The following is a 24,253-nucleotide window of genomic DNA, read 5'->3' as shown; positions in this document are numbered from 1 at the left end:
ACGACGAGGCCCGGACGGTGGTTGTCCGTGGAGTGTCCGATTCCGGCCGGTTGTGACTGGACCGGTCGTACATCGGTCAGCGGCGGTCAACTCCGGTCAGGTGTGGGCGTAAAGACCGAGGTGCGGGCGGGGGAGGGCGGTCGGCAGAGAGGAATGGTCAATTCCGGTCACCGCCCCGCACCCACCGCGCACCCCTCACGGCCTCAGCCCCGGTCGAGGTACGCCAGCACCGCCAGCACCCGCCGATTGTCGTCGTCGGACGGCGGCAGCCGCAGCTTGTTGAAGATGTTCGAGGTGTGCTTCGCGATCGCCCGCTCCGTGATGAACAGCTGCTGCGCGATCGCCGCGTTGGAACGCCCCTGCGCCATCAGCTCCATGACCTCCTTCTCCCGCGAGGTCAGGTTGGCCATCGGCCTGTCCTGCGCCCGCCGCGACACCAGCTGCTGGATCACCTGCGGGTCCATCGCCGTACCGCCCGACGCCACCCGCCGTACACCGTCGATGAACTGGTCGGCGTCGAACACGCGGTCCTTCAGCAGATAGCCGACGCCGCCGTTGCCGTCCGCGAGCAGCTCCCGCGCGTACAACTGCTCGACGTGCTGCGACAGCACCAGCACCGGCAGCCCCGGCCGCTTGCGCCGCGCCTCCAGCGCGCACTGGAGCCCCTCGTCGCTGAACGAGGGCGGCAGCCGTACGTCGACCACCGCGACGTCCGGCTGCAACTCCTCCAGCGCGCGCGTCAGTTCCGGCCCGTTGTCCACCGCGGCCGCGATCTCGAACTCGTACGCCTCCAGCATGCGGACGAGCCCGTCTCTGAGAAGAAAGAGGTCTTCTGCCAGGACAACGCGCAACGGAATCTCCATCAGGATGGCGGGTCGGTCAGGACGGCTGGTCAGGGCCCGATCTCCGACGAATCTACCGTCTGCGCGCCCGCCGTTCCGCCCGGTCGGCGCAGCTCGGCCGATTGCCCGGCTCGACGGGCCCGGCACGGCCGGTTCGGCCGGTCCGATCGCGCGGGATCGGCAACCGCCGTGTACGGAGGGCGCGTTGGCCCCGGTGCGTACGGTTCGGCGGTGCGTACGGTTCGGCGGCCCGTACGGCTCAGCCGCGTTGCGGTGCCCGTTGCGTCAACCGGCAGGGGATCTCCATGGTGACCAGCGTCGGGCCGCCGGCCGGGCTGCTCACGGCCAGTACGCCGTCGAGCGCGCCGAGCCTGCGCTGGATGCCCTTCATGCCCGTGCCCCGGTTCAGGTCGGCGCCGCCGCGGCCGTTGTCCGTGACCGCCATGCGCAGCATGCCGCCCGCCGCCGCGCTGTAGTGGATGTCCAGCCAGACCTGCTCGGCGCCGGAGTGCTTCGCCGCGTTCGTCAGGACCTCGCTCACCGCGAAGTACGCGGCGGCCTCCACCGGTTCGTCGAACCGGCCGGGCAGCTCCACGTCCACCGTGACGGGGATCTGCATGCGCAGCGCCAGGGCCTTCGTGGCGTCGCCCAGACCGCGCTCGGCCAGTACGGGCGGGTGGATGCCCCGTACGAGGTCGCGCAGCTCGGTCAGCGCCTCCGCGGAGGACGACCGGGCCTGCATGAGGATCTCCTTCGCCTTGGCCGGGTCGCGCTCCATCAGCGCCTCCACCGTGCCCAGGCTCATGCCCATGGCGACGAGCCGCGCCTGCGCGCCGTCGTGCAGGTCCCGTTCGATGCGGCGCAGCTCGGCGGCGGACGAGTCGACGGCGTCGTGCCGCGTCTCGTACAGCTGCTCCACGCGCTGCGCGAGCTGCGCGCCGCGGCTCGGGCCGATCAGGACCCGGGCGATCATGAAGTGCATCATGAACGGCAGGCGGTTGGTGTACAGGCTGAAGATCACCAGGACCGCGCCGAGCACGGTGGCCTTCACGGCGCTGTCGTAGCCGTCGATGTGGATGAAGCCGTACCAGTAGCGGTCGCCCATGTACTCCCACAGGCCGAACATCATGCACACTCCCTCGATGCCGTACGCCAGGATGGCGAACGACAGCAGCGCCGTCGTGAAGCCGACGATCGCGTCGACCAGCAGCCAGACGATGTCCCGCCAGGTGGCCGGGTCCTTCAGCAGGTACGAGTTGCGCTCGACGACGCCGACGAAACCGCCGCGCCGCTCCTCGGGCTCCGGGCGGTACGGCGACGGGATCGGGACGCCCGCCCACTCGACGGCGAGCACCCGCCGCTGGTTCGCGTGCGCCCGCACCATGCCCAGGACCAGGGGCGTCGTGAGGATGCCCAGGCCGACGATCATCAGCGTCAGGGAGACGAGGACGAGGAGGAAGAGGAGGAGGGAGATCACGATCGACAGGAGGGCCAGCGCCACTCCCCGGGCCGACGCCAGCAGCGACTCCCCCACCGGCGGTCGCCACGACCGCGAAGTGCCCACCATGCTGCTCACTTGACGCTCCTCTTCCTGCCCGGATGAACCGTTCGGGCACCCATTCTGGGCGTGGCCCCACGAGGGGGACCACCAGTCTCCGGTGCCAGTCTCCCGCGCCCGCCCAGCGATGACACGGGGGGTCGGCACCCGGCGCGGGGTGTACCTGGCACCACCGTGCCCCGCGCCGCCGTACCCCCGCGCGGACGCGCAGCGCGCCCCGAACTCCCGGGCGGCACCACAGGATCGCACTACGCTGCCCCCATGCCGCACATCACCGTCGACTACTCCGACGTCCTCAGTGAATCCTTCGACCGCCGCGGCTTCGGCCGCGCGCTCCACCCTCTGGTGGCGCAGGCCGTGGACGGCAGCGTCTACGCCTGCAAGACCCGTTTCCGGCGGGCCGACGAATGCGTGATCGCCGACGGCGAGACCGGCATCGCCATGGTGCACGTGGAGATCGCGCTGCTGTCCGGGCGTACCCCCGACGTCAAGGGGGAGCTGTCGCGCTCCGTCCTCCAACTGCTCCGCGGCTTCGTCGGGCCCGTCCCCGGCCACACGCTGCACGCCTCCGTCGACGTCAGCGAACTCGACCGGGGCTGCTACTCCAGCCACCAGGAGAGGGCGGTGGCGACGGCATGACCGGAGACATCACCGGCGGTACGGGAGACGCCGCGCCGGACGGCGGCGCGTCCGGCCGCCCCCTGCGGGTCGGCCTCCTCGGCACCGGGCCGTGGGCCGTGGGCGCGCACGGGCCAGCCCTGCACGCGCACCCCGGCGTGGAGCTGGCCGGGGTGTGGGGCCGCCGCCCCGAGGCCGCCGCCGAACTCGCCGGGCGCTTCGACACCGGCACGTACGACGAGCCCGAGGCGCTGTTCGCGGACTGCGACGCCGTCGCGATCGCGCTGCCCCCGGACGTACAGGCGCCGCTCGCCGTACGCGCCGCCGAAGCCGGCTGCCACCTGCTGCTCGACAAGCCCGTCGCGACCGAACCGGAGGCGGCGGCGCGGGTCGCGGAGGCGGCGGAACGGAACGGGGTGGCCTCCGTCGTCTTCTTCACGCTGCACTTCAGCGAGCCCACCGCGTCCTGGGTACGGGAGCAGGCCGCGCGGGACGGCTGGCTGGTCGGCCGCGCCGACTGGCTGTCGCCGGTCTTCGGCGGGGCGTCGTCGCCGTACGCCGACTCGCCGTGGCGCCGGGAACGCGGCGCGCTGTGGGACGTGGGGCCGCACGCGCTGTCCGTACTGCTGCCGGTGCTCGGTGACGTGACGGACGTACGGGCGGCGGCCGGGCCCGGCGACACCGCGCACCTCGTGCTGCGGCACGCGGGCGGGGCCTCCAGCACGGTCACCGTCAGCCACACCATGCCGCCGGAGGCGGCGGGCGTCTCCGCCGAGCTGCGCGGGACGGCCGGGGTGGTGGCGCTGCCGGAGCGGGAGACGGACGCCCCGGCGGCCTTCGGGCGGGCGGTGGACGCGCTGCTCGCGGCGGTGCGCACGGGCGAACCGCACCCGTACGGCGCCCGGTTCGCCGCCCGGGTCACGGACGTGCTGGCGCGGGCGGAGGCGTCGCTGCCCTGAGCCGTAGCCGTACGACGGAAGGGGGTGCGGGCTGCGGTGCCCGCGCCCCCTTCCGCCGGACCGGCTACGTCGGGCGGCGGGACAGCGCGTCCCGTACGGCCTCTTCGGTGCGCGCCACCACCGCCGTCCCGTCGTCCGCGGTGAGGATCGGCCGCTGGATCAGCGCGGGGTGCGCGGCCAGCGCCGCGAGCCAGCGGCCGCGCGCGTCCGCGTCGCGCGGCCAGTCCCGGAGCCCGAGGGCCTCCGCGTCGGGCTCCCGCGTACGGACGATGTCCCACGGCTCCAGGCCGAGCCGGTCCAGCACCGTGCGCAGTTCGGCCTCGGTGGGCGGGTCGTCGAGATAGCGGCGGACGGTGTACTCCGCGCCGTCCTCGTCCAGCAGCCGCTGCGCGGAACGGCACTTCGAGCACGCGGGGTTGAGCCAGATCTCCATGCGGTCACCGTAGCTCCGGGGGAGCCGCGCCCGACGCCCGTACGCCCGCCGCCCGTACGCTCGCCGCGCACGCGCGCCCGCCGCGCACGCGCGCCCGCCGCGCACGCGCGCCCGCCGCGCACACGCGCCCGGTCCGCCCCGGCCGGTCACGCGGGCGGGGGCGCCGTCTCCGGGAGGCCGAACTCCTTGAACAGGCGCGTCTCGAAGAACGCCACGACGTGCGAGACCCGCGCCCCGCGCAGCGAGAGCACCATCAGGTTGAACGGGCGGAACACGCCGTCCTCGTCCTTCATGTACATCCCGAAGGCGGGCTGCCCGTTCATCGTCGTACGGATCAGCGCCAGCTCGCCGGGACCCGCCGGGCAGCGGGTGGCTATGAGCGTGCCGATGTCCTGCGGCCCCCGGTACCAACCGGTGAACGGCGGCATCTCCCAGACGGCCTCCTCCGTGAACAGCTGCACGATGGCGTCCATGTCCTTCACCTCGAACGCCGCCACGTAGCGGTCGAGCAGCGCCCGCTGTTCCTCGGTGAGCGGCGCGGTGGCCGCCTCCTCGCTCGGTGCCACCTTCTCGATCTGCGCCCGCGCGCGCTGGAGCGCGCTGTTCACCGAGGCGGTCGTCGTGTCGAGCAGCTCGGCGACCTCGGCGGCCTTCCAGCGGAGCACGTCCCGCATGAGCAGCACCGCGCGCTGTCGTGGCGGCAGGTGCTGGAGGGCCGCGACAAACGCGAGGCGGATGCTCTCCCGCGACGTGACGATCGCCGCCGGGTCCGCGCCGTCCGCGCCCACCATCGCGTCCGGCACCGGCTCCAGCCACGGCACCTCGTGCTGCTCGACGAGATCGTCCGACGGGTCGGCGCTCGGCGCCCCCAACCCCGTCGGCAACGGTCTCCTGCCGCGGCTCTCCAGGGCGTCGAGACAGGTGTTCGTCGCGATCCGGTGCAGCCAGGTGCGCATCGAGGAGCGGCCCTCGAACTTGTCGTACGCCCGCCAGGCGCGCAGGTACGTCTCCTGCACCAGGTCCTCGGCGTCGTGCACCGATCCCAGCATGCGGTAGCAGTGCGCCAGCAGCTCGCGCCGGAAGGGGTCGGCCAGCCGCGGGAAGTCCTCGCCGACCTGGTTCTGCGTCATGGTCATGCCTCTCGTCACCGGGATCTGCGCACTCCGGGTCATCTTGGCAGCGGGCACTGACAACGCCGCGGTACCGCCGTCAGGGCCCCCGCTGACCTGCGCCGGAGCCCGTACGGGGCCCGTACCGGAGCCCGTCGGCACGCCGTACGCGCGGCCGACCCGGGAACCAGACTCCTCCACTCGAATGGCCAGGACAATGACAACGCAGACAGTTTTCCCAAACCGCCCGACCGCCGGTCACCGTCCGGTCGTCGGCCGGTCACCGCGCGCGCAGCCAGTCCAGGGTGAAGCGGGCGAAGCGCAGCCCGCCCGTGGCGCCGATCTCGTACAGCGCGCCGACCGAGCCGTCGTCCAGGACGGCCAGCGCCGAGTAGCCCGCGGTGCCCGTCCGTAGCAGCGCGTCGTACGGCCAGCTCGCGCCGTCGTCCCCGCTCAGCCGTACGGTCAGGTCCCGGCGGGCGGTGGCGCTCGCCGGGTTGGCGAACAGCGCGGTGGACGTACGGCGCGGCGCGCCCGTCCGCGGGTCCGTGCCGCCGGAGCCGGGCCGCAGGTACGCGATCTCGTCGGCGTTGACGCGCGGGTCGACCAGGTCCGAGGCGGTCGCCGGGCCGAAGGGGCGCACGCCGTCCGGGGACACCGCGTGGAAGCGCCTCGGCTCCAGGTCCGAGCGCATGTTCTGGGCGACGCCGCCGTCGGACCGCTCGACGGGCTTGCTCTCGTTGAAGCCGTCGCCCGCCACGGCCCCCGTACGCCAGGTGCGGCCGTGGTCGTCGCTGTAAAGGTTGAGGGCGTGGCCGCCGTCCCCGTCGCGGTAGACGATCGGCTGGAGGAGCCGTCCGGTGCTCGTCTGGACGCCGTGCCCGGACGCGGAGAGGACGCCCTTCCAGGCCGGGTCCTTGACGTACGGGTTGAGGTCGCGCGGCGCGCTCCACGTGGCGCCGTCGTCGTCGCTGGTGACGTACTCGACGTGGATGCTCCGCGGGTCGTCCGTGGAGTTGGAGCCGGAACCGTCCGGCGGCCGGTGGTAACCGGCGCCCTTCCGCGCCCTGTTGTAGAAGAGGAACACCCGGTCCTCCTGCCGGTCCACCAGCAGGCTCGCGTCACCCGTGCCCGTCGCGCTGGTCGGCCCGTGCACCACGATCTCCGGGTCCGTCCACGTCGCGCCGCGGTCGGTGCTGCGCCGCAGGCCGAGCTGGATGTCGTTGTCCCCGACGCCGAGGTCGCCGGGGCCCGTCACGCGGGCGTCCGCCACGGCGAGGACCGTGCCGCTGTCCGTGACCGCCAGCGCGGGGATGCGGACGGAGGCGGCCGACCCCGTGTACGTACCGCCGCGCGCGTCGACCATCCCCGTGAAACGGGTGCCGGTGGTGAACACGGTGCTGGTCGCCAGCCCGGGTTCACCGGTCCGCAGCCCGCAGCCGAAGGTGCCCGCGGCGGTCCTCAGATAGCCGCTCGGGGTGCTGACGTGCAGGGCGTACGCGTCGCCCCGGTCGCGCGGCCAGCGCACCGTCGCAGTGCCGCGCGCGGGGACCGTACGGGTCGAAGTGACGCCCGCCTCCGGGCCGTTCACGGTGAACGTCTGCTCGCTGCCGGTGGCGTTCCCGAGGATCAGTTCCAGCCGTCCGTCCGCGCAGTCGGCGCCCACGCGCGCGGAGAGCCCTTCGGCGCGTACGGGGGCGGCGGAGGGGAGCGACGCGGGCAGCGCGGCGCCCACGGTGGCGGCGGCAGCAGCGCACGCCAGCCAGATCCGCGTCCCGCGCGCGCCGGGCGCGGATCTCCTGTCGCGTTCGCTGCTCGCTCTGCTCTCGCTGCTCGGGACGGGACGCACGGGCCACACACTCCTACGGGCTGCCGACCGGCCGCGCGGGGCGGCGGGGGAGGGGAGGGAGGGGAGGGAGGGGAGACGGGGAGCTGCCGACGATCCGGGCGATACCGCCACGAGTCGTACGGCTACCGCACATTAGGGACGGCCCTCGGCCGAAGCAAGCGTGTCCGCGCCCCCGGCGGCGCGTGTCCCGCGCGCGGACCAAGCGCGTCGGCGAGACGCGGGGACGAGGCGCGCGGACGAGGCGCGCAGACGAAAGCCGGGGCCCGGCGCCCGTACTGCGGCGCCGGACCCCGGCCCGATCCCCGTTGCGTGCCACGACGGTCCGGTGACCGCCCGTCGGCCGCGCCTGCCCGGCGCGGCCCTACCGCGTCCGCTCGGCGGCCGCTCCCGCGTGCGTCACTGCTGCGCGGAACGGCGCTTGCGCGCCAGCATCAGCAGACCGCCACCGGCGGCCACCACGGCCGCGGCGATACCCGCGATGATCGGAGTCGAGTTGGACGAACCCGTCTCGGCGAGGTCGGAGGAGGGCTCCGACGTGCTCGGCGCGGGCTCCTCGGCGGGCGCGCTGCTGCTGGGGGTGTCCGCCGGGGGCGTGCTGCTCTCGCTGGGCGAGGGCGTCTCGGACGGCGTCTCCGAGGGCGTCTCGGTCGGCGTCGGAGTGGGCTCCGGCTCCGGCTCGTCGCAGACGGGGGACGTCTTGGTGTCGTCCACGTTGTGCTGGTCGCCGTCGTTGGCCTTGACGATCAGTCGGACCTCGAGCGGCTTGTCGTGCTTCGCCAGGTCCAGCTTCTTGTGGAAACCGCCGCCGAACTTCTCGCTGAGCAGGTCCTTGCCGTCGGCCTGGAGGGTGACGGTGTTGGTCGGGTCGGAGCTGTAGCTCTTGAGGTCGACCGTCACCGTGGAGCAGTCCACCGACCAGTCGGGAGTGTGCGCGGAGGCGGGCGAGGCGAACACGCCCGCGCCCACCATGGCGACCACCCCGGTCGCGGCCAGGGTGAGAGTGCGGCGGCGTCTGCGGTGCGGTGCGTTCAATGTGGCCTCCGGGTCGAGGAATCGTTGCGGGAATGGGTGTGGTACGAGGCAGAACCGTACTCCTGCGCGAAAGGGGGTGCGCACCCACCCCCACTACTCCAACAACTCGGTACATAACCGCAGTTGAGGGATGTGACAGAGATGCTGTCAGGCCCGGTTCGACCGTCGTCGGCGAGGTGCGGCGGTGTGTGAACCTTGTGCGGATGGGTGACGAGATGTGTGAGGAAACGAAGACCGGGGCACAATCCGGGACCGCCTCGACGGCGGGTGTCGGCGGGGTGTCCGCCGACCCGTACGGCGGTGTCGCCGCGACGGACTGGGAGCGGCGGGTCGCGGCCGTCTGGGCGGCGCTGGACCGCACGGTCGAGGCGCGTGGAGAGGCGGGATTCCGCGCGGCGGTCGACGCGCTCGCCGCCGAACTGCCGCCCGGCAGCGCCCTCGCGGACTTCGAGCGCGCCTGCGCGTACGACTCCACCGGCCACTCCGACCGTGCCGTCCCGCTCTACCGGAGCGCGCTGGCCACCGGCCTCACCGGCCTGCGCAGGCGCCGCGCGGTCATCCAACTGTCCAGCTCGCTGCGGAACGTGGGCGGGGCGACGGAGAGCGTACGGCTGCTCCGGGCCGAACTGGCCGTGCCGTACGACGAGTTGGACGAGCCCGCCCGCGCCCTCGACGACGCCGTACGTGCCGTCCTCGCGCTGGCGCTCACCGACACGGGGCGCGAACGGGAGGCGGTGTCACTGGTGTTGGGGGCGCTGGCCCGCCATCTTCCGCGCTACCAGCGCTCGATGGCCGCCTACGCGCGCCTGCTCGTCGAACCGGAGTCGACCGAGCCGCGGCCTGCCGACGCGGAGCCGGGGCAGCCGCGGCCTGCCGACCCGGAGCCTGCCGAGCCGCGACCCGCCGTACGTCCGGCTCCCGGCCCGTGAGTCGAGTGGCCCGGGTCGCCCACCGGGGCGGCCGTGCACCGGAAAACGAACTTACTCCCGGGTATTGACGGCGCCACCCGGCAGTGAGCATCCTCACACCGTACTTACCGCCCGGTAAGCCACCAGGTGTTCCACCTCGGCACCACCCCGCACCACCACCCCCCTCCCATCGTCCGGCGAGGAGTCGCCCGTGAAGCCCCGTCCGCCCCGGAAAGCGGTCACCGCACTGCTCGCCCTCGCCACCGCTGTGTCGCTCGGCGTCGTCGCCATGCCCTCGGCGCAGGCGGAGGACCCCCGGCCCCCGTTCTACGAGCCGCCCGCCAGCCTGCCCGCGGCCAACGGCGACGTCGTACGCTCCGAGGCGTCGGAGTACTACCTCGACCCCCTGAAGGCCATCAAGGTCGACGCCCACGTCAACCGCGTCATGTACCGGTCGACCGACGGCCGCGGCGAGCCCGTCGCCGTCACCGGCACGGTCATCACCCCCAAGTCGGCCTGGCCCGGCGGCGGCGAGCGCCCCGTCATCGGTTACGCGCCCGGCACCCAGGGCATCGACGACAAGTGCGCGCCGTCCCGCCAGCTCGCCCACGGCACCGAGTACGAGGGCCTGTTCGTCAAGGGCCTGCTCGCCCGCGGCTACGCCGTCGCGATGACCGACTACGAGGGTCTGGGCACGCCCGGCACCCACACGTACGTCAACCGGGAGGTGTCCGGGAACGCCCTCATCGACGTCGTACGCGCCGCCCAGCGCCTCCCCGAGGCCGACCTCCCGGACGACGGGCCCGTCGCGATCACCGGCTACTCGCAGGGTGGCGGCGCCGCCGCCTCGGCCGCCGAACTCGCCCCGGAGTACGCCCCCGAGCTGGACCTGAAAGGCGTCTCGGCCGGTGCCGTACCCGCCGACCTGGCCAAGACGGCGGGGAAGCTGGACAACTCGCTGTACTCCGCCTTCCTCGGCTACTCCCTCGCCGGTCTCGCCGCGGGCTACGACCTCGACCTGGCGCCGTACCTGAACGACAAGGGCGAGAAGTTCCTCGCGGACGTCGGCAAGGAGTGCACGGTCCAGGCGGTGTTGAAGTTCCCGTTCCTCAAGAGCCAGGACTTCACCGAGGACGGCCGTCCGCTCGCCGACTACCTGGGCGAGGAGCCGTTCAAGACGATCGTCGACGAGCAGCGCATCGGTGAACGCGCCCCGAAGGCGCCCGTGTTGGTCACCCACAGCCGTCTGGACGACGTGATCCCGTACGAGGTCGGCCGCGACATGGCCGCGAGCTGGTGCGAACGGGGCGCGGAGAACGTCGAGTTCGCGACGCTCGCGACGCCGACGCACGTGGGCGGGGCGATCGAGTCGTTCCCGCGGGTGTTCCTGTGGCTGGAGAGCCGCTTCGCGGACAAGGCGCCGTCCTCGGACTGCGGGTCCCTCGGCTGACGTCCCCGCCCGCAGCGGCGTGACCGCAGCGGCGTGAGCCGGAGGGGCGGACGTACGGGACCCCGCCCGTACGTCCGCCCCCGTTCGTGGGGCGGGCCGCCCGCCCGTCAGTCCCGGGCGTGCGCCGCGGCCCGACCGGCCGCCTTGCAGCTGGTCAGCGCCTGGTCCAGGATGTCCACCGCCGTGTCGATCTCACCGTGCGTGACGCTCAACGGGGGTGCCAGACGCAGGCAGTTGGTCTGCGAGCCGTCGCCCTTGACGATGTTCATCGACAGGCCCAGCCGCAGGCACTCGTTGGTCACGGCGGCGCCGAGCGCGCTCGCGGGTTCCCGGCTCTCGCGGTCGGTCACCAGCTCCACGCCGACGAGCAGCCCGCGCCCGCGTACGTCACCGATCTCCTCGTGCCGCTCCTGGAGTTCACGCAGCCGCGCGAAGAGGTAGTCGCCACTGGCGGCGGCGCGCGCCACCAGCTCCTCCTCGTCGATGACGTCCAGCACCGCCAGCCCGGCCGCGGCGGGCATCGGGTCGGAGACGTGCGTGGTCAGGTGCAGGAAGCCGCGTTCCACACACCGTTCCTCGATCTCGGCGCTGGTGACGGTAGCGCCGAGCGGTACGCCGCCGCCGAGCGTCTTGGAGACGGTCAGGATGTCGGGCACCACGTCGTCGTGCTCGAAGGCGAACATCGAGCCGGTACGCCCGAAGCCCGTCTGCGCCTCGTCGACGATGAGCAGCATGTCGCGCTCGTCGCACTTCTGCTTGGCCGCCTCCAGGTAGCCGTCGGGCAGCGGGATGATGCCGCCGGTCGACAGCACCGGCTCCACGACCATGGCGGCCAGCGACCCGACGGACGACTGGTCGACGGTCTCGAAGCCGACGTCCAGGCAGAGCTTGTCGCAGGCGTCGCGGCAGTGCCGGATCGGGCAGCGGTACTCGTACGGCGCCGGGATCGCGAAACTCCCCGGCATCAGCGGGCCGTTGCCCTTGTGGCCCATGGAGTACGTCAGCGAGTTGGTGCCCGCGACCAGCCCGTGGAAGCTGCGGGTGAGGCCCACCATCTCGAACTTGCCCGTGTACTTCTTCGCCAGCCGGAACGCGACCTCGTTCGTCTCCGAGCCGGTGTTCAGGAGGATGGAGCGCAGCAGCGGCTCCGGCAGCAACTCGGCGAGGCGGCGGGCCAGTTCGAGGACGTCCTCGTTGACCATCCAGGAGTTGAGGTGGATGACCTCGCGCAGGGAGCGTTCGACGGCGGCGGCGATGCGCGGGTGGTTGTGGCCCAGCGTCGAGCTGATCTGGCCGGAGGTGAAGTCGAGGATGCGCTGTCCCTCGGTGGTCGTCACCCACGACCCCTCGGCGCTCTGCACGACGAACGGCGCGAAGTCGCCGGCGTATCGGATCAGGTACTTCTCGCGCTCGTCGTGCGCCATGTCACTCCAGTCCCGTGCGTTCGGATGGCCACTATCCCGGACACACTGTCGAGGATGGTGGACGCTCACGTCAACCAGTAAGTGCGACGGCCTGTCTTCTTTAGTGGACGTCCGTGTTGGACGCCCGTGGAGCCGCCCGGTAACTTGGCGCGCACGGGACGAGGGGACGAGGGCAAGGGGACGAGGGCAGCGCGGTGCGGAGCGTCGAGGGGACAGGGAGCGTCGAACGTACGGCGGCGGACCGGGACGTGGCCACGGCGGTGGCGCCGGGCCCGGCGGTCGCCGATGGCCCGGCCGCGCCCGTGGCCGCCGGATCTTCCGGGGCCCCCGGGGAGGACGACCTCGGGCGCCACATCCGCGAGGCCCGCGTACAGCGCGGGCTCACGCTGGAGGCGCTGGCCAGGGCCACCGGTCTGTCCCGCAGCTACCTCAGCAACGTCGAGCACAACAAGAACAGCCCCACCATCAGCACCCTCCGCACCATCCTGGACGCGCTCGGGGTCACCCTGAGTCAGCTGTTCCGTACGGTCGAGGGCGAGCGCCCGGCCGTCACCCGGCCCGACCAGCGCGTGGTCATCGCCCGTACCGGCAACGACGACGTGCGCTACGAACTCCTCAACCCGAACCCCCTCGGCCGCCTCGAATCCATGATCATGGAGGTCGCCCCCGGTGCCACCTCCGGCGGCCACCCGCACACGCACGCGGGCGAGGAGGTCGGCCTGATCCTCAGCGGCGAGCTGGACTACTGGGTCGACGGCGTCCACTACGCCCTCCGCGAGGGCGACGCCGTCAGCTTCGACGCGACCCGCCCGCACCGCTACGCGAACCCGGGCACCGTCCCGTCGGTGAGCGTCTGGACGGTCACCCCGCCCAGCTTCTGACCGTCCGCCCCCGGCGTCCGCGTCGGCCCGGGACGGTCGTACGTGCGTGCGGCGTACGGAGCGACGCGCGCGTCCGTACGGTGGCTCAGCGCAGCCCGAACCGCTCCGACCAGGCGAACACGTCGCCCGGTGCCGCGTTGCCGCCGCACAGCACGAGGCCCAACCGGACGTCACCGCCGACCCGTTCGCGTACGCGCCGGGCCGCCGGAAGCAGGCACCCCGCCGCGGGTTCGGCCCACACCTTCCCGTGCCGCGCGAGGTCCAGCGTGCCCTGCACCGCCTCGCGGTCCGGCACCACGAGCACGTCCTCGACCAGCGCGGACACGTGCGCGTACGTCAGTTCCGAGACGGTCGGCGCGCTCAACGTCGTCACGATCGACGACAGTTCCACCGGCCTCGGCCCGCCCGCCGCCAGCGCCCGCGACATGGCCTCCGCGCCCTCGGTCTCCACACCCCAGATCCGTACGCCCGGCAGCCGCGCCCGGAACGCCGCCGCGACACCCGAGATCAGCGCCCCGCCCCCGACGCTCACCAGCACGTCCGTCGGCACACCGTCCGTCGGCACGCCGTCCGTCGCGGCCACGTCCTCGGCGAACTCCAGCCCGGCGGTGCCCTGCCCGGCGAGCACCACGGGGTCGTCGAAGGGGTGCACCAGCGTCGCCCCCTCCGCCTGCAACCGCGCCATCAGGTCGAACGCGCCGTCCATCGTGTCCGTCAGCCGCACCACCGCCCCGGCGGCCTCGGCCGTCTCCACCGCGTACGCGGGCGCGGCCTTCGGCATCACCACGGTCGCCGCCACCCCCAGCGCCTCGGCCATGACGGCGACGGAGATCGCGTGGTTGCCGCCGCTGACCGCGACCACCCCGGCCGCGCGGGCGTCCCCGTCCAGCGACAGCAGCTTCGCCGTCGCGCCCCGGGCCTTGAACGAGCCGGTGCGCTGGAGCAGTTCCAGCTTCGCCACCACCGGCACCCCGAGCAGCCCGGACAAACCCGGCGCGGGCACCGTCGGCGTACGCACCACATGCCCCGCGATCCGCTCGGCCGCGTCCTCGATCTCCCGAATCCCGATCACTCCACGCCTCCCACCACGTTCCCCACGACCAACGCCCCCATCCGAACACATGGATGTCGACGCCCTGCCGACCGGAGGTGGTGGGTGAGGGTGGGACGGACGCTTGTCGTCATTGTGACGAGAATTGCGTACGTTGCGCGGCAGCACGGGCTGAAGCCGGTGCCCGTGGACCAGGCGCTCCGCCGACCCGTACCCGGGCCACGCCGAAGGCCGCCACCCCGGAGCGGGAGTGACGGCCTTCGTGCGGAATCCGCGGCTCAGATGTCGAAGTACAGCTCGAACTCGTGCGGGTGCGGGCGCAGTTGCATCGGGGCGATCTCGTGGGTGCGCTTGTAGTCGATCCACGTCTCGATCAGGTCCGAGGTGAAGACGCCGCCCGCCTGGAGGTACTCGTTGTCCGCCTCCAGGGCCTCCAGGACCGCGGGGAGCGAGGTGGGGACCTGCGGGACGCCCGCGTGCTCCTCCGGGGCCAGCTCGTAGAGGTCCTTGTCGATCGGCTCGGCCGGCTCGATCTTGTTCTTGACGCCGTCCAGGCCCGCGAGCAGCAGCGCCGAGAACGCGAGGTACGGGTTCGACGACGGGTCCGGGGCGCGGAACTCGACGCGCTTGGCCTTCGGGTTGGCGCCCGTGATCGGGATGCGCATCGCGGCCGAGCGGTTGCGCTGCGAGTAGACCAGGTTGACCGGGGCCTCGAAGCCGGGGACCAGGCGGTGGTACGAGTTCACCGTCGGGTTCGTGAACGCCAGCAGCGAGGGGGCGTGCTTGAGGATGCCGCCGATGTAGAAGCGGGCGGTGTCGGAGAGGCCCGCGTAGCCCTGCTCGTCGTAGAAGAGGGGCTCGCCGCCGTTCCACAGCGACTGGTGTACGTGCATGCCCGAGCCGTTGTCGCCGAAGATCGGCTTCGGCATGAAGGTGGCGGTCTTGCCGTTGCGCCAGGCGACGTTCTTCACGATGTACTTGAAGAGCATCAGGTCGTCGGCGGCGGCGAGGAGGGTGTTGAACTTGTAGTTGATCTCCGCCTGGCCCGCGGTGCCGACCTCGTGGTGCTGGCGCTCGACCTCGAGGCCGTTCTTCATCAGCTCCAGGGAGATCTCCGCGCGGAGGTCCGCGAAGTGGTCGACGGGCGGGGCGGGGAAGTAGCCGCCCTTGTAGCGGACCTTGTAGCCGCGGTTGCCGCCGTCCTCGACCGCGCCGGTGTTCCAGGCGCCCGCCTCGGAGTCGATGTGGTAGTAGCCCGCGTTGGCCTTGGTCTCGAAGCGCACGTCGTCGAAGACGTAGAACTCGGCCTCGGGGCCGAAGAACGCGGTGTCCGCGATGCCGGAGGAGGCGAGGTACGCCTCGGCCTTCTTCGCCACGTTCCGCGGGTCGCGGCTGTACTGCTCGCCGGTGATCGGGTCGTGGATGAAGAAGTTGATGTTGAGCGTCTTGTCCCTGCGGAACGCGTCCACGCGGGCCGTCGACAGGTCCGGTACGAGCGCCATGTCGGACTCGTGGATGGCCTGGAAGCCGCGGATCGACGAGCCGTCGAACATCAGGCTCTCGCCCGGGTCGAACGTTTCGGCCGGGATCGTGAAGTGCTGCATGATGCCCGGCAGATCGCAGAAGCGGACATCGACGAACTTCACGTCGTTGTCCGCGATGTACCCCTGGGCCTCGTCGGCGTTCTGGAACATCCCACTCCTCCTGTGTCCCGCCGCGAGGGGACGGGCTTGCTGCCTCGGAGCGCCTGACCCGTACGGTCACGAGGAGTCCGTACGGCGCCGCGCTGGTGCCCGACCATAGGCAGAGGGCATTTCTCGGGCATGACCCGTTCGTTTCGCCGATGTTAACCGGACGGTCCGTCCGGCGCGCTTCGTACGGGCCCCCTCCGGTCGTACGGTCCGCCCCTGGTCGTACGGCCCTACTCCGCCCGCGAGGCCGATCTCCGCCGCGATACCGTGGACGCGTGGACAACAGGGAAGCGATCGGATCGTGGCTCTCCGGCCCGCGTGCCGCCGCCGAGAGCATGGGCGCGGACTTCGGCTACCGGGGGGAACGCCTCGGCCTCCCGCGCGAGGGCGCGGGCTCGGTCGCGCCGCTCGGGCGGCGCTTCGCGGCCATCTTCGTCGACTGGGGCATGTCCGGCCTCATCGGTTACGGGCTGCTGGCCGACCGGGACCTGGCCGCCGCGGACACCTGGACGCTCGCCGTGTTCCTGCTGATGAGCCTGCTCACGGTGGGCACGGTCGGCTGCACGCCCGGCAAGCGGCTGCTCGGGCTGCGCGTCGTCGCCGCCGACGGTGGCGGGCGGCTCGTGCCGTGGCGCGTGCTGGTCCGTACGGTGCTGCTGGGTCTCGCGCTCCCCGCGCTGGTCTGGGACCGCGACGGCCGCGGGCTGCACGACCGGCTCGCCGGCGCCGTACAGGTCCGGATGTAACCCCCGGCCACCCCGCCCCGACCGGCCGACCCCGCCCCCGACCGGCTCCCCGCGCGCGAAACGGGCGCCCCTCGCGCGCCCGCCCCCGTACGCCTCGTCCCGCGTACGTGTCCGGCACCGCGTGGTGCGCCCGTACCCCTCCGGCGGACCGGAGGGGCCGTGCCCGGTACGGCTCAGCGGCCGCCCTGCCCCCTCGGCATCCGCATGCCCTTGGGCATCGGGCCCTTCGGGATCGGCATGTTCTTCATCAGGTCACCCATCGCCCGCAGCCGGTCGTTGGTCTCGGTGACCTGCGGTCCGGCGAGCACCCGCGGCAGCTTGAACATCTTCGACCGGAGCTTCTTCAGCGGGACCTGGCCCTCTTCGTTGCCCACGATCATGTCGTGCACCGGCACCTCGGAGACGACGCGCGCCATGCGCTTCTTCTCGGACGCGAGCAGGGACCGTACACGGTTGGGGTTGCCCTCGCCGATCAGCACGATGCCCGCCTTGCCGACGGCGCGGTGGATGACGTCCTGCTGGCGGTTGATCGCGACGGCGGGCGTCACGTTCCAGCCACGGCCGATGTTCTCCAGTACCGCCGCCGCGGCTCCCGGCTGGCCCTCCATCTGCCCGAACGCCGCTCGCTCGGCGCGCCGTCCGAAGACGATCGCCATCGCGAGGAACGCCAACAGGAAGCCCAGGATGCCCAGGTAGACCGGGTGCCCGATCAGGAAGCCGATCGCGAGGAGGACACCGAAGGTGACGAGCCCCACGCCGGCAAGAATCCAGCCGATCCACCGGTCGGCACGCCGGGTCATCTTGTACGTCAGGGCGATCTGCTTGAGCCGCCCTGGATTCTCGGATGTTTCCTTCCTCGCCATGGGAGGAAGTTTACGTGTCCCCGCCGAGTGGACGAGCTCACCCCTCGGCGGCGACCCTCACCGGCGCCCCTAGACGGGCCGCCGCACAGCCTCCGTACGGGCGTCCAGTACGTGCTGCACCTCGGCTCGCGCGGTCGCCCGCCGACGGTCGTCCAGGACCGCCGTCCAGGCGTTACGGCGTGCGGTCCGCTGTCCGCCGCTCAGCAGCAGTCCTTCCAGCGCGCGCAGCGTCGTACGCATTCAGATCGTCCCCTTCGGATGGCATGGCAACGGGTGATTCCACCCTCACGGAATGTTGTTACCAGCGGATGTCAGGAGAATCAAACCAAGGAGAACGCTTGAGGCGAAGCTCACGCGACCCGCGCGCCGCGGGCCGCCACGGCCTGCTGGTAGAGCCGTCCCGCGCGGTACGAGGAGCGGACCAGCGGGCCGGACATGACACCGGCGTAGCCGATCTCCTCCGCCTCCTGCTGGAGCTCGACGAACTCGTCGGGCTTCACCCAGCGTTCGACGGGGTGGTGCCGGGGCGTCGGGCGGAGGTACTGGGTGATGGTGATCAGCTCGCAGCCCGCGTCGTGCAGGTCGCGCAGCGCCTGGCTGACCTCCTCGCGGGTCTCGCCGAGGCCCAGGATCAGGTTGGACTTGGTGACCAGCCCGTCCTCGCGCGCCTTGGTGATGACCTCCAGCGAGCGCTCGTAGCGGAACGCGGGACGGATGCGCTTGAAGATCCGCGGCACCGTCTCGACGTTGTGCGCGAGCACCTCGGGGCGGGACGAGAAGACCTCGGCCAGCTGCTCCGGGACGGCGTTGAAGTCCGGGATCAGCAGCTCGACGCCGGTGTCCGGCATGAGGCCGTGGATCTGCCGCACGGTCTCCGCGTAGAGCCAGGCGCCGCCGTCGTCCAGGTCGTCGCGGGCGACGCCGGTGATCGTCGCGTACCGCAGCTCCATCTGCTGCACGGACTCGGCCACGCGGCGCGGCTCGTCGCGGTCCAGCTCGGCGGGCTTGCCGGTGTCGATCTGGCAGAAGTCGCAGCGCCGGGTGCACTGCTCGCCGCCGATGAGGAACGTGGCCTCGCGGTCCTCCCAGCACTCGAAGATGTTGGGGCAGCCCGCCTCCTGGCACACCGTGTGCAGGCCCTCGCGCTTCACGAGGCTCTGGAGCGCGTTGTACTCCGGACCCATTTTCGCGCGGGTCTTGATCCACTCGGGCTTGCGCTCGATGGGGGTCTCGCTGTTGCGGACCTCCAGGCGGAGCATCTTGCGACCGTCGGGTGCGACAGCGGACACGTCCGGCTCCCTACGTACCTACGTACTTTCGATTCATCGGCTTCTCACAGCGTACGCCTGTGCTTGTGCGGCTCAGACGGCGCGGGGCAGCGGCGCCGGTGACTCCAGCACCGTGCGCAGGTGCCTCTCCACCACTGGAAGCACATCCGGGACGGAAACATTCCTGCCCAGCTCCTCCGACAGCGAGGTGACCCCCGCGTCGCGGATGCCGCAGGGCACGATCCGGTCGTACGAGGTGTTGTCCGAGTCGCAGTTGAGCGCGAAGCCGTGCATGGTGACGCCCCGGGCGACGCGGATGCCGATGTTCACCAGCTTGCGGTCCTCGCCGCGCTGGCCCGCGTTCGACGGGGCGTACTCGGGGCCGCTGAGGCGCGCGTCGAACTCGTCGTCCCGCCGCGGGTCGAAGTCCAGGGCCAGGCCGCCGAGTTCCTGCTTCGGCTCCCCGAGGACCCAGACGCCGCTGCGGCCCTCGATGCGGGTGGTCGGCAGGCCGAACTCGGCGCAGACCCCGATCAGGGCCTCCTCCAGGCGCCGTACGTGCGCGACGACGTCGACGGGGCGCGGCAGCCGCAGGATCGGGTAGCCCACCAGCTGTCCGGGGCCGTGCCAGGTGATCTTGCCGCCGCGGTCGACGTCGACCACGGGGGTGCCGTCGAGGGGGCGTTCGCTGTCCTCGGTGCGGCGGCCCGCGGTGTACACCGGCTGGTGTTCCAGCAGGAGACAGGTGTCCGGGACCTCGTCCGCGACCCGGGCCTCGTGCACGCGCCGCTGCTCGGCCAGCGCCTCGGTGTACTCGACCGCCTCCGGGCCCAGTCCCAGCGTCACAAAGCGCAACCCGTTCATCGCAGCTCCCTCATGTCCGTCGCGCACGGGTGCAACTGTACGGGTGGCCGGGACCGCGGGGGCTTTCGGGCATCGCCTCACACGTATGGATGAATACCCGCTGGGAGGGGGCCTGCGCGGGGGCGCCGGCCATTACATTCGCGCCGTTCCAGCAGGGCGCCCCGGCGTCTGCCGCAAGCCGTGAGGCAGGAGACCGTAAAGCTGATGACGACGGAACGACCTGGGGGCTCGACCCAGCAGCGCACTCCCAACCGCCAGCTCGCCGCGCTGATCGCGGAGGCCGGGTTCTCCAACGCCGGTCTCGCCCGGCGCGTGGACCAACTCGGCCTGGAGCACGGTCTCGACCTGCGTTACGACAAGACGTCCGTGACCCGCTGGCTGCGCGGCCAGCAGCCGCGCGGGACGACGCCCGCGCTGATCGCGGAGGTGTTCACGCGGCGGCTGGGGCGGCGGCTGTCCGCGCAGGACCTGGGGCTCGACGCGTGCGCGCCGGTCTACGCGGGCCTGGAGTTCGCGGCGACGCCCGTGGAGGCCGTCGACATCGTGAGCGGGCTGTGGCGGAAGGACTCCGGGAGCCACGCCGAGCTGCGCAAGATCGCCTTCACCCCGGCCGGGCTGGTGGTGCCCAGCCGCGACTGGCTCATCGGCCGGGCCGACGAGCGCGTGGCGCGCGGGCCGGAGCCGGGCGGCGGCCCGGCCGTGCCCGGCGCGCGGACGGACCCGGGGAAGGCCGACGGGCGCGCGGACGGTGCCGCGGGGCGGCCCGGCGAGGGGCCCGTACGGGTGCCCGCGCAGGCGCGCGGCGCCGGGGTGCCGCTCGCGGGGCGGGGGCCGGGCGGTCCGGGTCCGGCGGGTGCCGGTGGTGCGCCGGTGCGGATGCCGGTGCCCGCGGTGCCGCTCCTCGACCGCATCGAGCGCGGGCCGGGCCTGCGCGTCACCAACGGCGACATCGCCGCGCTCCGTTCCGTAGGGGACCTGTTCCGCACCCTCGACCACGCGTACGGCGGCGGCCACGCCCGGCAGGCGCTGGTGCGGTACCTGGAGCACGAGGCCGAGCCGCTGCTCCGCGGCGTCTACGGCGAGCAGGCAGGGCGCCGCCTCTTCGCGGCGGTCGCGGACCTGACCCGGCTGGCGGGCTGGACGTCGTACGACATCGCGGCGCACGGGCTCGCGCAGCGGTACTTCGTGCAGGCGCTGCGGCTGGCGCAGGCCGCGGGAGACCGCGCGTACGGCAGCTACGTGCTGGTCACGATGAGCCGGCAGGCGGTGTACCTGGGGCACGGCCGGGAGGCCGTGCAGCTGGCGCGGGTCGCGCAGCAGGGCGTCGGCGCGGCGGCGCCGCCCGCCGTGCAGGCGCTGCTGCACGCCGCCGAGGCGCGCGGGCACGGGGTGCTGAACGAGGTGCGGGCCTGCACGACGTCGCTGGCCCGCGCGGAACGGTCGCTGGAGGCGGCCCGGCCGGGCGAGGACGTGCCGCCGTGGGCGCGGTTCTTCGACGAGGCGCAGCTCGCCGACGAGTTCGGGCACTGCCACCGGGACCTCCAGCAGTACCGTGCGGCGGCGCAGCACGCCGAGCGCTCCCTCCAGCTGCGCGGCGCCGGGTTCGCGCGCAGCCGCCTCTTCTGCCGGGTGGTGCTCGCGACGGCGCGGCTGGCGCTGGGCGAGGTGGACCAGGCGTGCGCGCTGGGCGCGGAGGCGGCCCAGCAGGCGACGGAGATGCGCTCGACCCGCGCGCACGAGTACGTACGGGACTTCGAGCGGCGGCTGGAGCCGTACCGGGACGCGGCATCCGTGCGCGGCTACCGCGACCGCGTGGCCGCCCTGGGCTGACCCGCCGCCGCGCCCGTGCCGGGACCGCCCCCGGCACGGGCGGCGACGGGCGCACGGGGGGCGGGCTCACGGCGACGGGCGTACGGGGTCAGCAGACGCAGAACTCGTTGCCCTCGGGGTCCCGCAGCGTCACCGCGTAGTGGTCGAGGCCGTCGGTGGACAGCACCCGCAGACGGCTCGCGCCCGCCGCGAGCAACCGCGCCACCTCGGCGTCGACCCGCTCCCTGCGCGTCTCCAGCGGGACGGAACGGCCGCCGCCCACCTTCAGGTCGAGGTGCAGCCGGTTCTTCCCGGACTTGCCCTCCGGCACCTGCTGGAACCACACGCGGGGCCCGGCGCCCGTCGGGTCCACCACCGAGTCGGCGCAGTCGCCCTCGCCCAACTCCTCCTCGGGGACGCCCAGGTGGAGCCAGTACGCCCGCCAGTCGGGGAAGCCCTCCGGCGGGGCCTCCGGCTCGTACCCGAGCGCGGTCGCCCAGAAGCGCACCAGCCGCGCCGGGTCCGCGCAGTCGATCGTCAGCTGCAACGTGGTCGTCATGAGCACCCCTCCGTGGGCACCGGCCCCGCACGGGCGCGGGGTCCACGGACCCGTGGCACGGGCCCGCCGACGATCCTGCCCGAGGGGTCGGACAACGCCCGCCCGTCCGCCGTGCGGCCGCCACCACGGCGACCGTACGACGGACGGGCGGGCACATCGCCCCGGACATCGCCTAGCGCGCGCAGCCCCCGAGCGTCGGCAGGAACGAGCGGACCAGTCGGCACGTGGCGCGCGACGGCGGGCGCACACCGATGCGGGCCGCGGTGCCGCTGATGCGCTGGTCCGTGGCGCGGGCCGGGGTGTAGACCCCCGAGTCGAGCAGGGCTATCGCCAGCCGCATCGCCTTCAGCTGGCGGTTGTGCGTCTCGTACCACTCGCGGGGCTGCCCGGCGGGGAGCGGCACCTTCGGCGCCGACAGCGGGCACTGGACGGACACGGAACGTGTCGAACGGGGTGTCTTCGGCGTGGACTTCGATGCGGAACGGTGCGTCGGCGGGCGCTTCGTCAGGGGGCGGGCAGTCGCCATCTTCGGACCTCCACGGGCCAGGGATTCCGCTGCTGTGAACTACTCCAAGAGTACCGCCGCCCACTGACAACGCCCTGGTCGCGGCGGAGTTGGGGATTCCGCGACCCGGCCGCCGCGTACGCCCCCGCCGCCCGTCCCCGCCCCCGCCGCGCGCCGTCCACGGGGGCCGACCCGGCCCGTACGGGGAGGGGTGCGCGGGCCCGGACGGGACGTCCCGATGGTGACCCTCCGTCACGCCGGACCCGCCCGCCACAACAGCCGCCCCGCGCCCCCGACGCGTCAGGCCGCCGCCAGCTCCTCGTCCTCGTCGACGCCCGCCGTCCGCAGCCCGAAGTCCCGCAGCACCTCGACCGCCGCGCGCCGGGCCGAGGACAGCGCGCCCTGCGGGCCGGAGGCGTCGCGGTGGTCGCCGCACACGTACAGCCCGCACAGCACCCGTACCGGCCGCCGCCCGTCGTGCGGCGCGGGCATCGCGGGGACGGCGCGCGGGTCGTGGTGCCCGCCCAGTAGCTCCCAGCGGTCCGTCGAGGTGCCGTACAGGTCGGCGAGGCGGGCGCGTACGGCCTTGTCCAGCGGCCCCGTCGGGTCGGTCGCGGCCGGCCCGAGCACGACCGAGGTGACCAGCGTGCGGTCCGGGCGGGCGCGGGACGGGTCCACCGCCGAGGCGACCCAGGTGTGCGACACCGGGCCCCGCCGGTCGGCGTCCACGACCAGGGCGGGCGCCGACATCGGCGGCTCGTCCGCGGCGTGGTGGAGCACGGTCACGGGGTGGTAGTCCGGTACGCGCAGGCCGGGCAGCAGCAGCGCGGCGTCCCCCGCGCCGGTCGCGATGAGCGCGGCGCGGCAGCCGAAGGTGCCGTGGTCCGCCGTGCCGACGCCGTTCGCCGCGACCGACGTGGCCCGTACGCCCCGCCGCACCGTGCCCGGCGGCAGCCCCGCCGCCAGCAGCTCGGGCAGGGTCGAGGCGCCGCCCGCGGGCAGGCACAGCCCGGAACGTATGAAGCCGCGCAGCGCCAGGTCCGCGACCCGGCTGGACGTGCGCAGCTCCGGGTCGCCCAGCAGCGCGGCGAGCAGCGGGGCGACGAGCGTGTCCGCCGTACGCGCGGGCAGCCCGCGCACCGACAGGGCCTCGCCCGCGGGCAGTTCGGCGCGCGCCCGGAGCCGTTCCGCCGGGGTGTTGGCCAGCCGCGCGAAGCCCGCGCGCAGCAGCGCCAGGTCCAGCGCGTCGCTCATGGTCGTCCGCGTGGCCCGGGGCGTACGACCGCGCCCCCGGCCGCCGCCGAAGGAGCGCGCCGCGTTGAGCGCCTGCTTCGTGCTGCGCGGGTGGTACGCGGACGGGTACGCCACCCCGTGCCCCTGACGTCCCTCCCGCCCCTGCCGTACGGCCCGCGCGTGCCGCCCGGTGCCCGCGCGCAGGTCCCCGACGGGCAGGCAGCGGTCGCCGGTGCGCAGCAGGGCGCCCGGGGTGAACGGGCGCAGCGCCAGCGTGGACGCCAGGCCCAGGCCCGGGAGCCCGGCCAGCTCGGGCCAGTCGGCGCACAGCAGGCCGGGGCCGCGGTCCAGCCGGAAGCCGTCCACGTGGTCGGTCGCCATCCGGCCGCCGACCTCCCGCCCGGCCTCCAGCACGACCACCTCCAGCCCGGCGCCGGTGAGGTGGTGGGCCGCGGCGAGACCCGCCAGGCCCGCGCCCACGATCACCACGTCGGCGTCCGAGGTGTCCGTACGGCGTGTGCGTGCGCTGCTGATGTGCACGTGCCCTCCCGGGGGTCGACCGCGACAGTAGGGCTTTTGCCAGCGGGGATCAGGAATGTCC

At 73.2% G+C, this 24,253-nt stretch carries 22 protein-coding genes and 1 pseudogene; 7 read left to right on the top strand and 16 right to left on the bottom strand.

The genetic code is table 11. The features are described from left to right. Positions 1 to 203: 203 nt before the first annotated feature. Together D7M15_RS05850 and D7M15_RS05845 are read right to left on the bottom strand one after the other, a co-directional pair. Positions 204 to 851, bottom strand: a complete 648-nt coding sequence (locus D7M15_RS05850; RefSeq protein ID WP_121516517.1) for a response regulator transcription factor — start codon at positions 849 to 851, stop codon at positions 204 to 206. A 250-nt stretch (positions 852 to 1,101) separates the two neighbouring features. Then, on the bottom strand, positions 1,102 to 2,409 hold the full coding sequence (locus D7M15_RS05845; protein WP_121520279.1) for a sensor histidine kinase: 1,308 nt from the start codon (positions 2,407 to 2,409) through the stop codon (positions 1,102 to 1,104). A 252-nt stretch (positions 2,410 to 2,661) separates the two neighbouring features. On the opposite strand from D7M15_RS05845, the gene D7M15_RS05840 reads away from it, so the two are divergent. Together D7M15_RS05840 and D7M15_RS05835 are read left to right on the top strand one after the other, a co-directional pair. Further along, on the top strand, positions 2,662 to 3,039 hold the full coding sequence (locus D7M15_RS05840) for an isomerase (protein WP_121516516.1): 378 nt from the start codon (positions 2,662 to 2,664) through the stop codon (positions 3,037 to 3,039). A 62-nt stretch (positions 3,040 to 3,101) separates the two neighbouring features. Further along, positions 3,102 to 3,977, top strand: a complete 876-nt coding sequence (locus D7M15_RS05835) for a Gfo/Idh/MocA family oxidoreductase (protein ID WP_121520277.1) — start codon at positions 3,102 to 3,104, stop codon at positions 3,975 to 3,977. Between the two features lie 64 nt (positions 3,978 to 4,041). Here D7M15_RS05835 and D7M15_RS05830 read toward each other — a convergent pair whose 3' ends face one another. From D7M15_RS05830 to D7M15_RS05815, 4 genes are all read right to left on the bottom strand, one after another. Further along, the gene (locus tag D7M15_RS05830) at positions 4,042 to 4,410 is read right to left on the bottom strand and encodes an ArsC/Spx/MgsR family protein (RefSeq protein ID WP_121516515.1); all 369 of its coding nucleotides are present in this window, start codon (positions 4,408 to 4,410) and stop codon (positions 4,042 to 4,044) included. 146 nt (positions 4,411 to 4,556) lie between these two features. Further along, complete coding sequence (locus D7M15_RS05825; protein WP_121516514.1) at positions 4,557 to 5,546, bottom strand: sigma-70 family RNA polymerase sigma factor; 990 nt, start codon at positions 5,544 to 5,546, stop codon at positions 4,557 to 4,559. A gap of 253 nt (positions 5,547 to 5,799) precedes the next feature. Beyond that, complete coding sequence (locus tag D7M15_RS05820) at positions 5,800 to 7,368, bottom strand: exo-alpha-sialidase (RefSeq protein ID WP_165906205.1); 1,569 nt, start codon at positions 7,366 to 7,368, stop codon at positions 5,800 to 5,802. Positions 7,369 to 7,764: 396 nt separating this feature from the next. After that, positions 7,765 to 8,337: an LAETG motif-containing sortase-dependent surface protein gene (locus D7M15_RS05815; protein WP_121516512.1), complete on the bottom strand. Its 573-nt coding sequence runs from the start codon at positions 8,335 to 8,337 to the stop codon at positions 7,765 to 7,767. Between the two features lie 341 nt (positions 8,338 to 8,678). Here D7M15_RS05815 and D7M15_RS05810 point away from each other — a divergent pair. Together D7M15_RS05810 and D7M15_RS05805 are read left to right on the top strand one after the other, a co-directional pair. Further along, positions 8,679 to 9,224 (top strand): annotated as a pseudogene (locus D7M15_RS05810) (tetratricopeptide repeat protein); the annotation flags it as partial. A gap of 295 nt (positions 9,225 to 9,519) precedes the next feature. Then, positions 9,520 to 10,758, top strand: a complete 1,239-nt coding sequence (locus D7M15_RS05805; protein ID WP_240649144.1) for a lipase family protein — start codon at positions 9,520 to 9,522, stop codon at positions 10,756 to 10,758. Between the two features lie 107 nt (positions 10,759 to 10,865). On the opposite strand, the gene D7M15_RS05800 is transcribed toward D7M15_RS05805, so the two are convergent. Next, positions 10,866 to 12,182, bottom strand: a complete 1,317-nt coding sequence (locus D7M15_RS05800; protein ID WP_121516511.1) for an aspartate aminotransferase family protein — start codon at positions 12,180 to 12,182, stop codon at positions 10,866 to 10,868. A gap of 194 nt (positions 12,183 to 12,376) precedes the next feature. Here D7M15_RS05800 and D7M15_RS05795 point away from each other — a divergent pair, with 194 nt between their 5' ends. Then, positions 12,377 to 13,063 (top strand): XRE family transcriptional regulator, encoded by a 687-nt coding sequence (locus D7M15_RS05795; RefSeq protein WP_121516510.1) that lies wholly within the window; start codon positions 12,377 to 12,379, stop codon positions 13,061 to 13,063. An 85-nt stretch (positions 13,064 to 13,148) separates the two neighbouring features. On the opposite strand, the gene D7M15_RS05790 is transcribed toward D7M15_RS05795, so the two are convergent. After that, positions 13,149 to 14,135 carry a threonine/serine dehydratase gene (locus D7M15_RS05790; protein ID WP_121516509.1) on the bottom strand — a complete coding sequence of 329 codons (987 nt, stop codon included), beginning with the start codon at positions 14,133 to 14,135 and terminating at the stop codon, positions 13,149 to 13,151. 257 nt (positions 14,136 to 14,392) lie between these two features. Beyond that, complete coding sequence (glnA, locus tag D7M15_RS05785; RefSeq protein WP_121516508.1) at positions 14,393 to 15,808, bottom strand: type I glutamate--ammonia ligase; 1,416 nt, start codon at positions 15,806 to 15,808, stop codon at positions 14,393 to 14,395. A gap of 272 nt (positions 15,809 to 16,080) precedes the next feature. On the opposite strand from glnA, the gene D7M15_RS05780 reads away from it, so the two are divergent. After that, positions 16,081 to 16,551 carry an RDD family protein gene (locus tag D7M15_RS05780; protein ID WP_121516507.1) on the top strand — a complete coding sequence of 157 codons (471 nt, stop codon included), beginning with the start codon at positions 16,081 to 16,083 and terminating at the stop codon, positions 16,549 to 16,551. Between the two features lie 173 nt (positions 16,552 to 16,724). Here the strand turns inward: D7M15_RS05780 and D7M15_RS05775 are convergent, their stop codons facing one another. The 4 genes from D7M15_RS05775 to lipB form a co-directional block, all read right to left on the bottom strand. Beyond that, complete coding sequence (locus tag D7M15_RS05775) at positions 16,725 to 17,414, bottom strand: DUF4191 domain-containing protein (RefSeq protein ID WP_121516506.1); 690 nt, start codon at positions 17,412 to 17,414, stop codon at positions 16,725 to 16,727. A 69-nt stretch (positions 17,415 to 17,483) separates the two neighbouring features. Then, the gene (locus tag D7M15_RS28385; RefSeq protein ID WP_165906204.1) at positions 17,484 to 17,654 is read right to left on the bottom strand and encodes a hypothetical protein; all 171 of its coding nucleotides are present in this window, start codon (positions 17,652 to 17,654) and stop codon (positions 17,484 to 17,486) included. Between the two features lie 110 nt (positions 17,655 to 17,764). After that, the gene (lipA, locus tag D7M15_RS05770) at positions 17,765 to 18,703 is read right to left on the bottom strand and encodes a lipoyl synthase (protein ID WP_121516505.1); all 939 of its coding nucleotides are present in this window, start codon (positions 18,701 to 18,703) and stop codon (positions 17,765 to 17,767) included. Between the two features lie 72 nt (positions 18,704 to 18,775). After that, positions 18,776 to 19,546 carry a lipoyl(octanoyl) transferase LipB gene (gene lipB / locus D7M15_RS05765; protein WP_121516504.1) on the bottom strand — a complete coding sequence of 257 codons (771 nt, stop codon included), beginning with the start codon at positions 19,544 to 19,546 and terminating at the stop codon, positions 18,776 to 18,778. 204 nt (positions 19,547 to 19,750) lie between these two features. Between lipB and D7M15_RS05760 the strand changes: the two genes are divergently transcribed. Beyond that, the gene (locus tag D7M15_RS05760; RefSeq protein WP_121516503.1) at positions 19,751 to 21,376 is read left to right on the top strand and encodes a regulator; all 1,626 of its coding nucleotides are present in this window, start codon (positions 19,751 to 19,753) and stop codon (positions 21,374 to 21,376) included. 88 nt (positions 21,377 to 21,464) lie between these two features. On the opposite strand, the gene D7M15_RS05755 is transcribed toward D7M15_RS05760, so the two are convergent. From D7M15_RS05755 to D7M15_RS05745, 3 genes are all read right to left on the bottom strand, one after another. Then, the gene (locus tag D7M15_RS05755; protein ID WP_121516502.1) at positions 21,465 to 21,914 is read right to left on the bottom strand and encodes a VOC family protein; all 450 of its coding nucleotides are present in this window, start codon (positions 21,912 to 21,914) and stop codon (positions 21,465 to 21,467) included. Positions 21,915 to 22,086: 172 nt separating this feature from the next. Beyond that, on the bottom strand, positions 22,087 to 22,440 hold the full coding sequence (locus tag D7M15_RS05750) for a hypothetical protein (RefSeq protein ID WP_240649143.1): 354 nt from the start codon (positions 22,438 to 22,440) through the stop codon (positions 22,087 to 22,089). A gap of 279 nt (positions 22,441 to 22,719) precedes the next feature. After that, complete coding sequence (locus D7M15_RS05745; protein WP_240649142.1) at positions 22,720 to 24,192, bottom strand: FAD-dependent oxidoreductase; 1,473 nt, start codon at positions 24,190 to 24,192, stop codon at positions 22,720 to 22,722. Positions 24,193 to 24,253: the final 61 nt, after the last annotated feature.

Source organism: Streptomyces sp. Z26, assembly GCF_003665095.1.
Taxonomy (GTDB): domain Bacteria; phylum Actinomycetota; class Actinomycetes; order Streptomycetales; family Streptomycetaceae; genus Streptomyces; species Streptomyces phytohabitans.
Note: the sequence above shows the minus strand (reverse complement) of the source record. Positions and strands in the feature narration are given on the sequence as shown.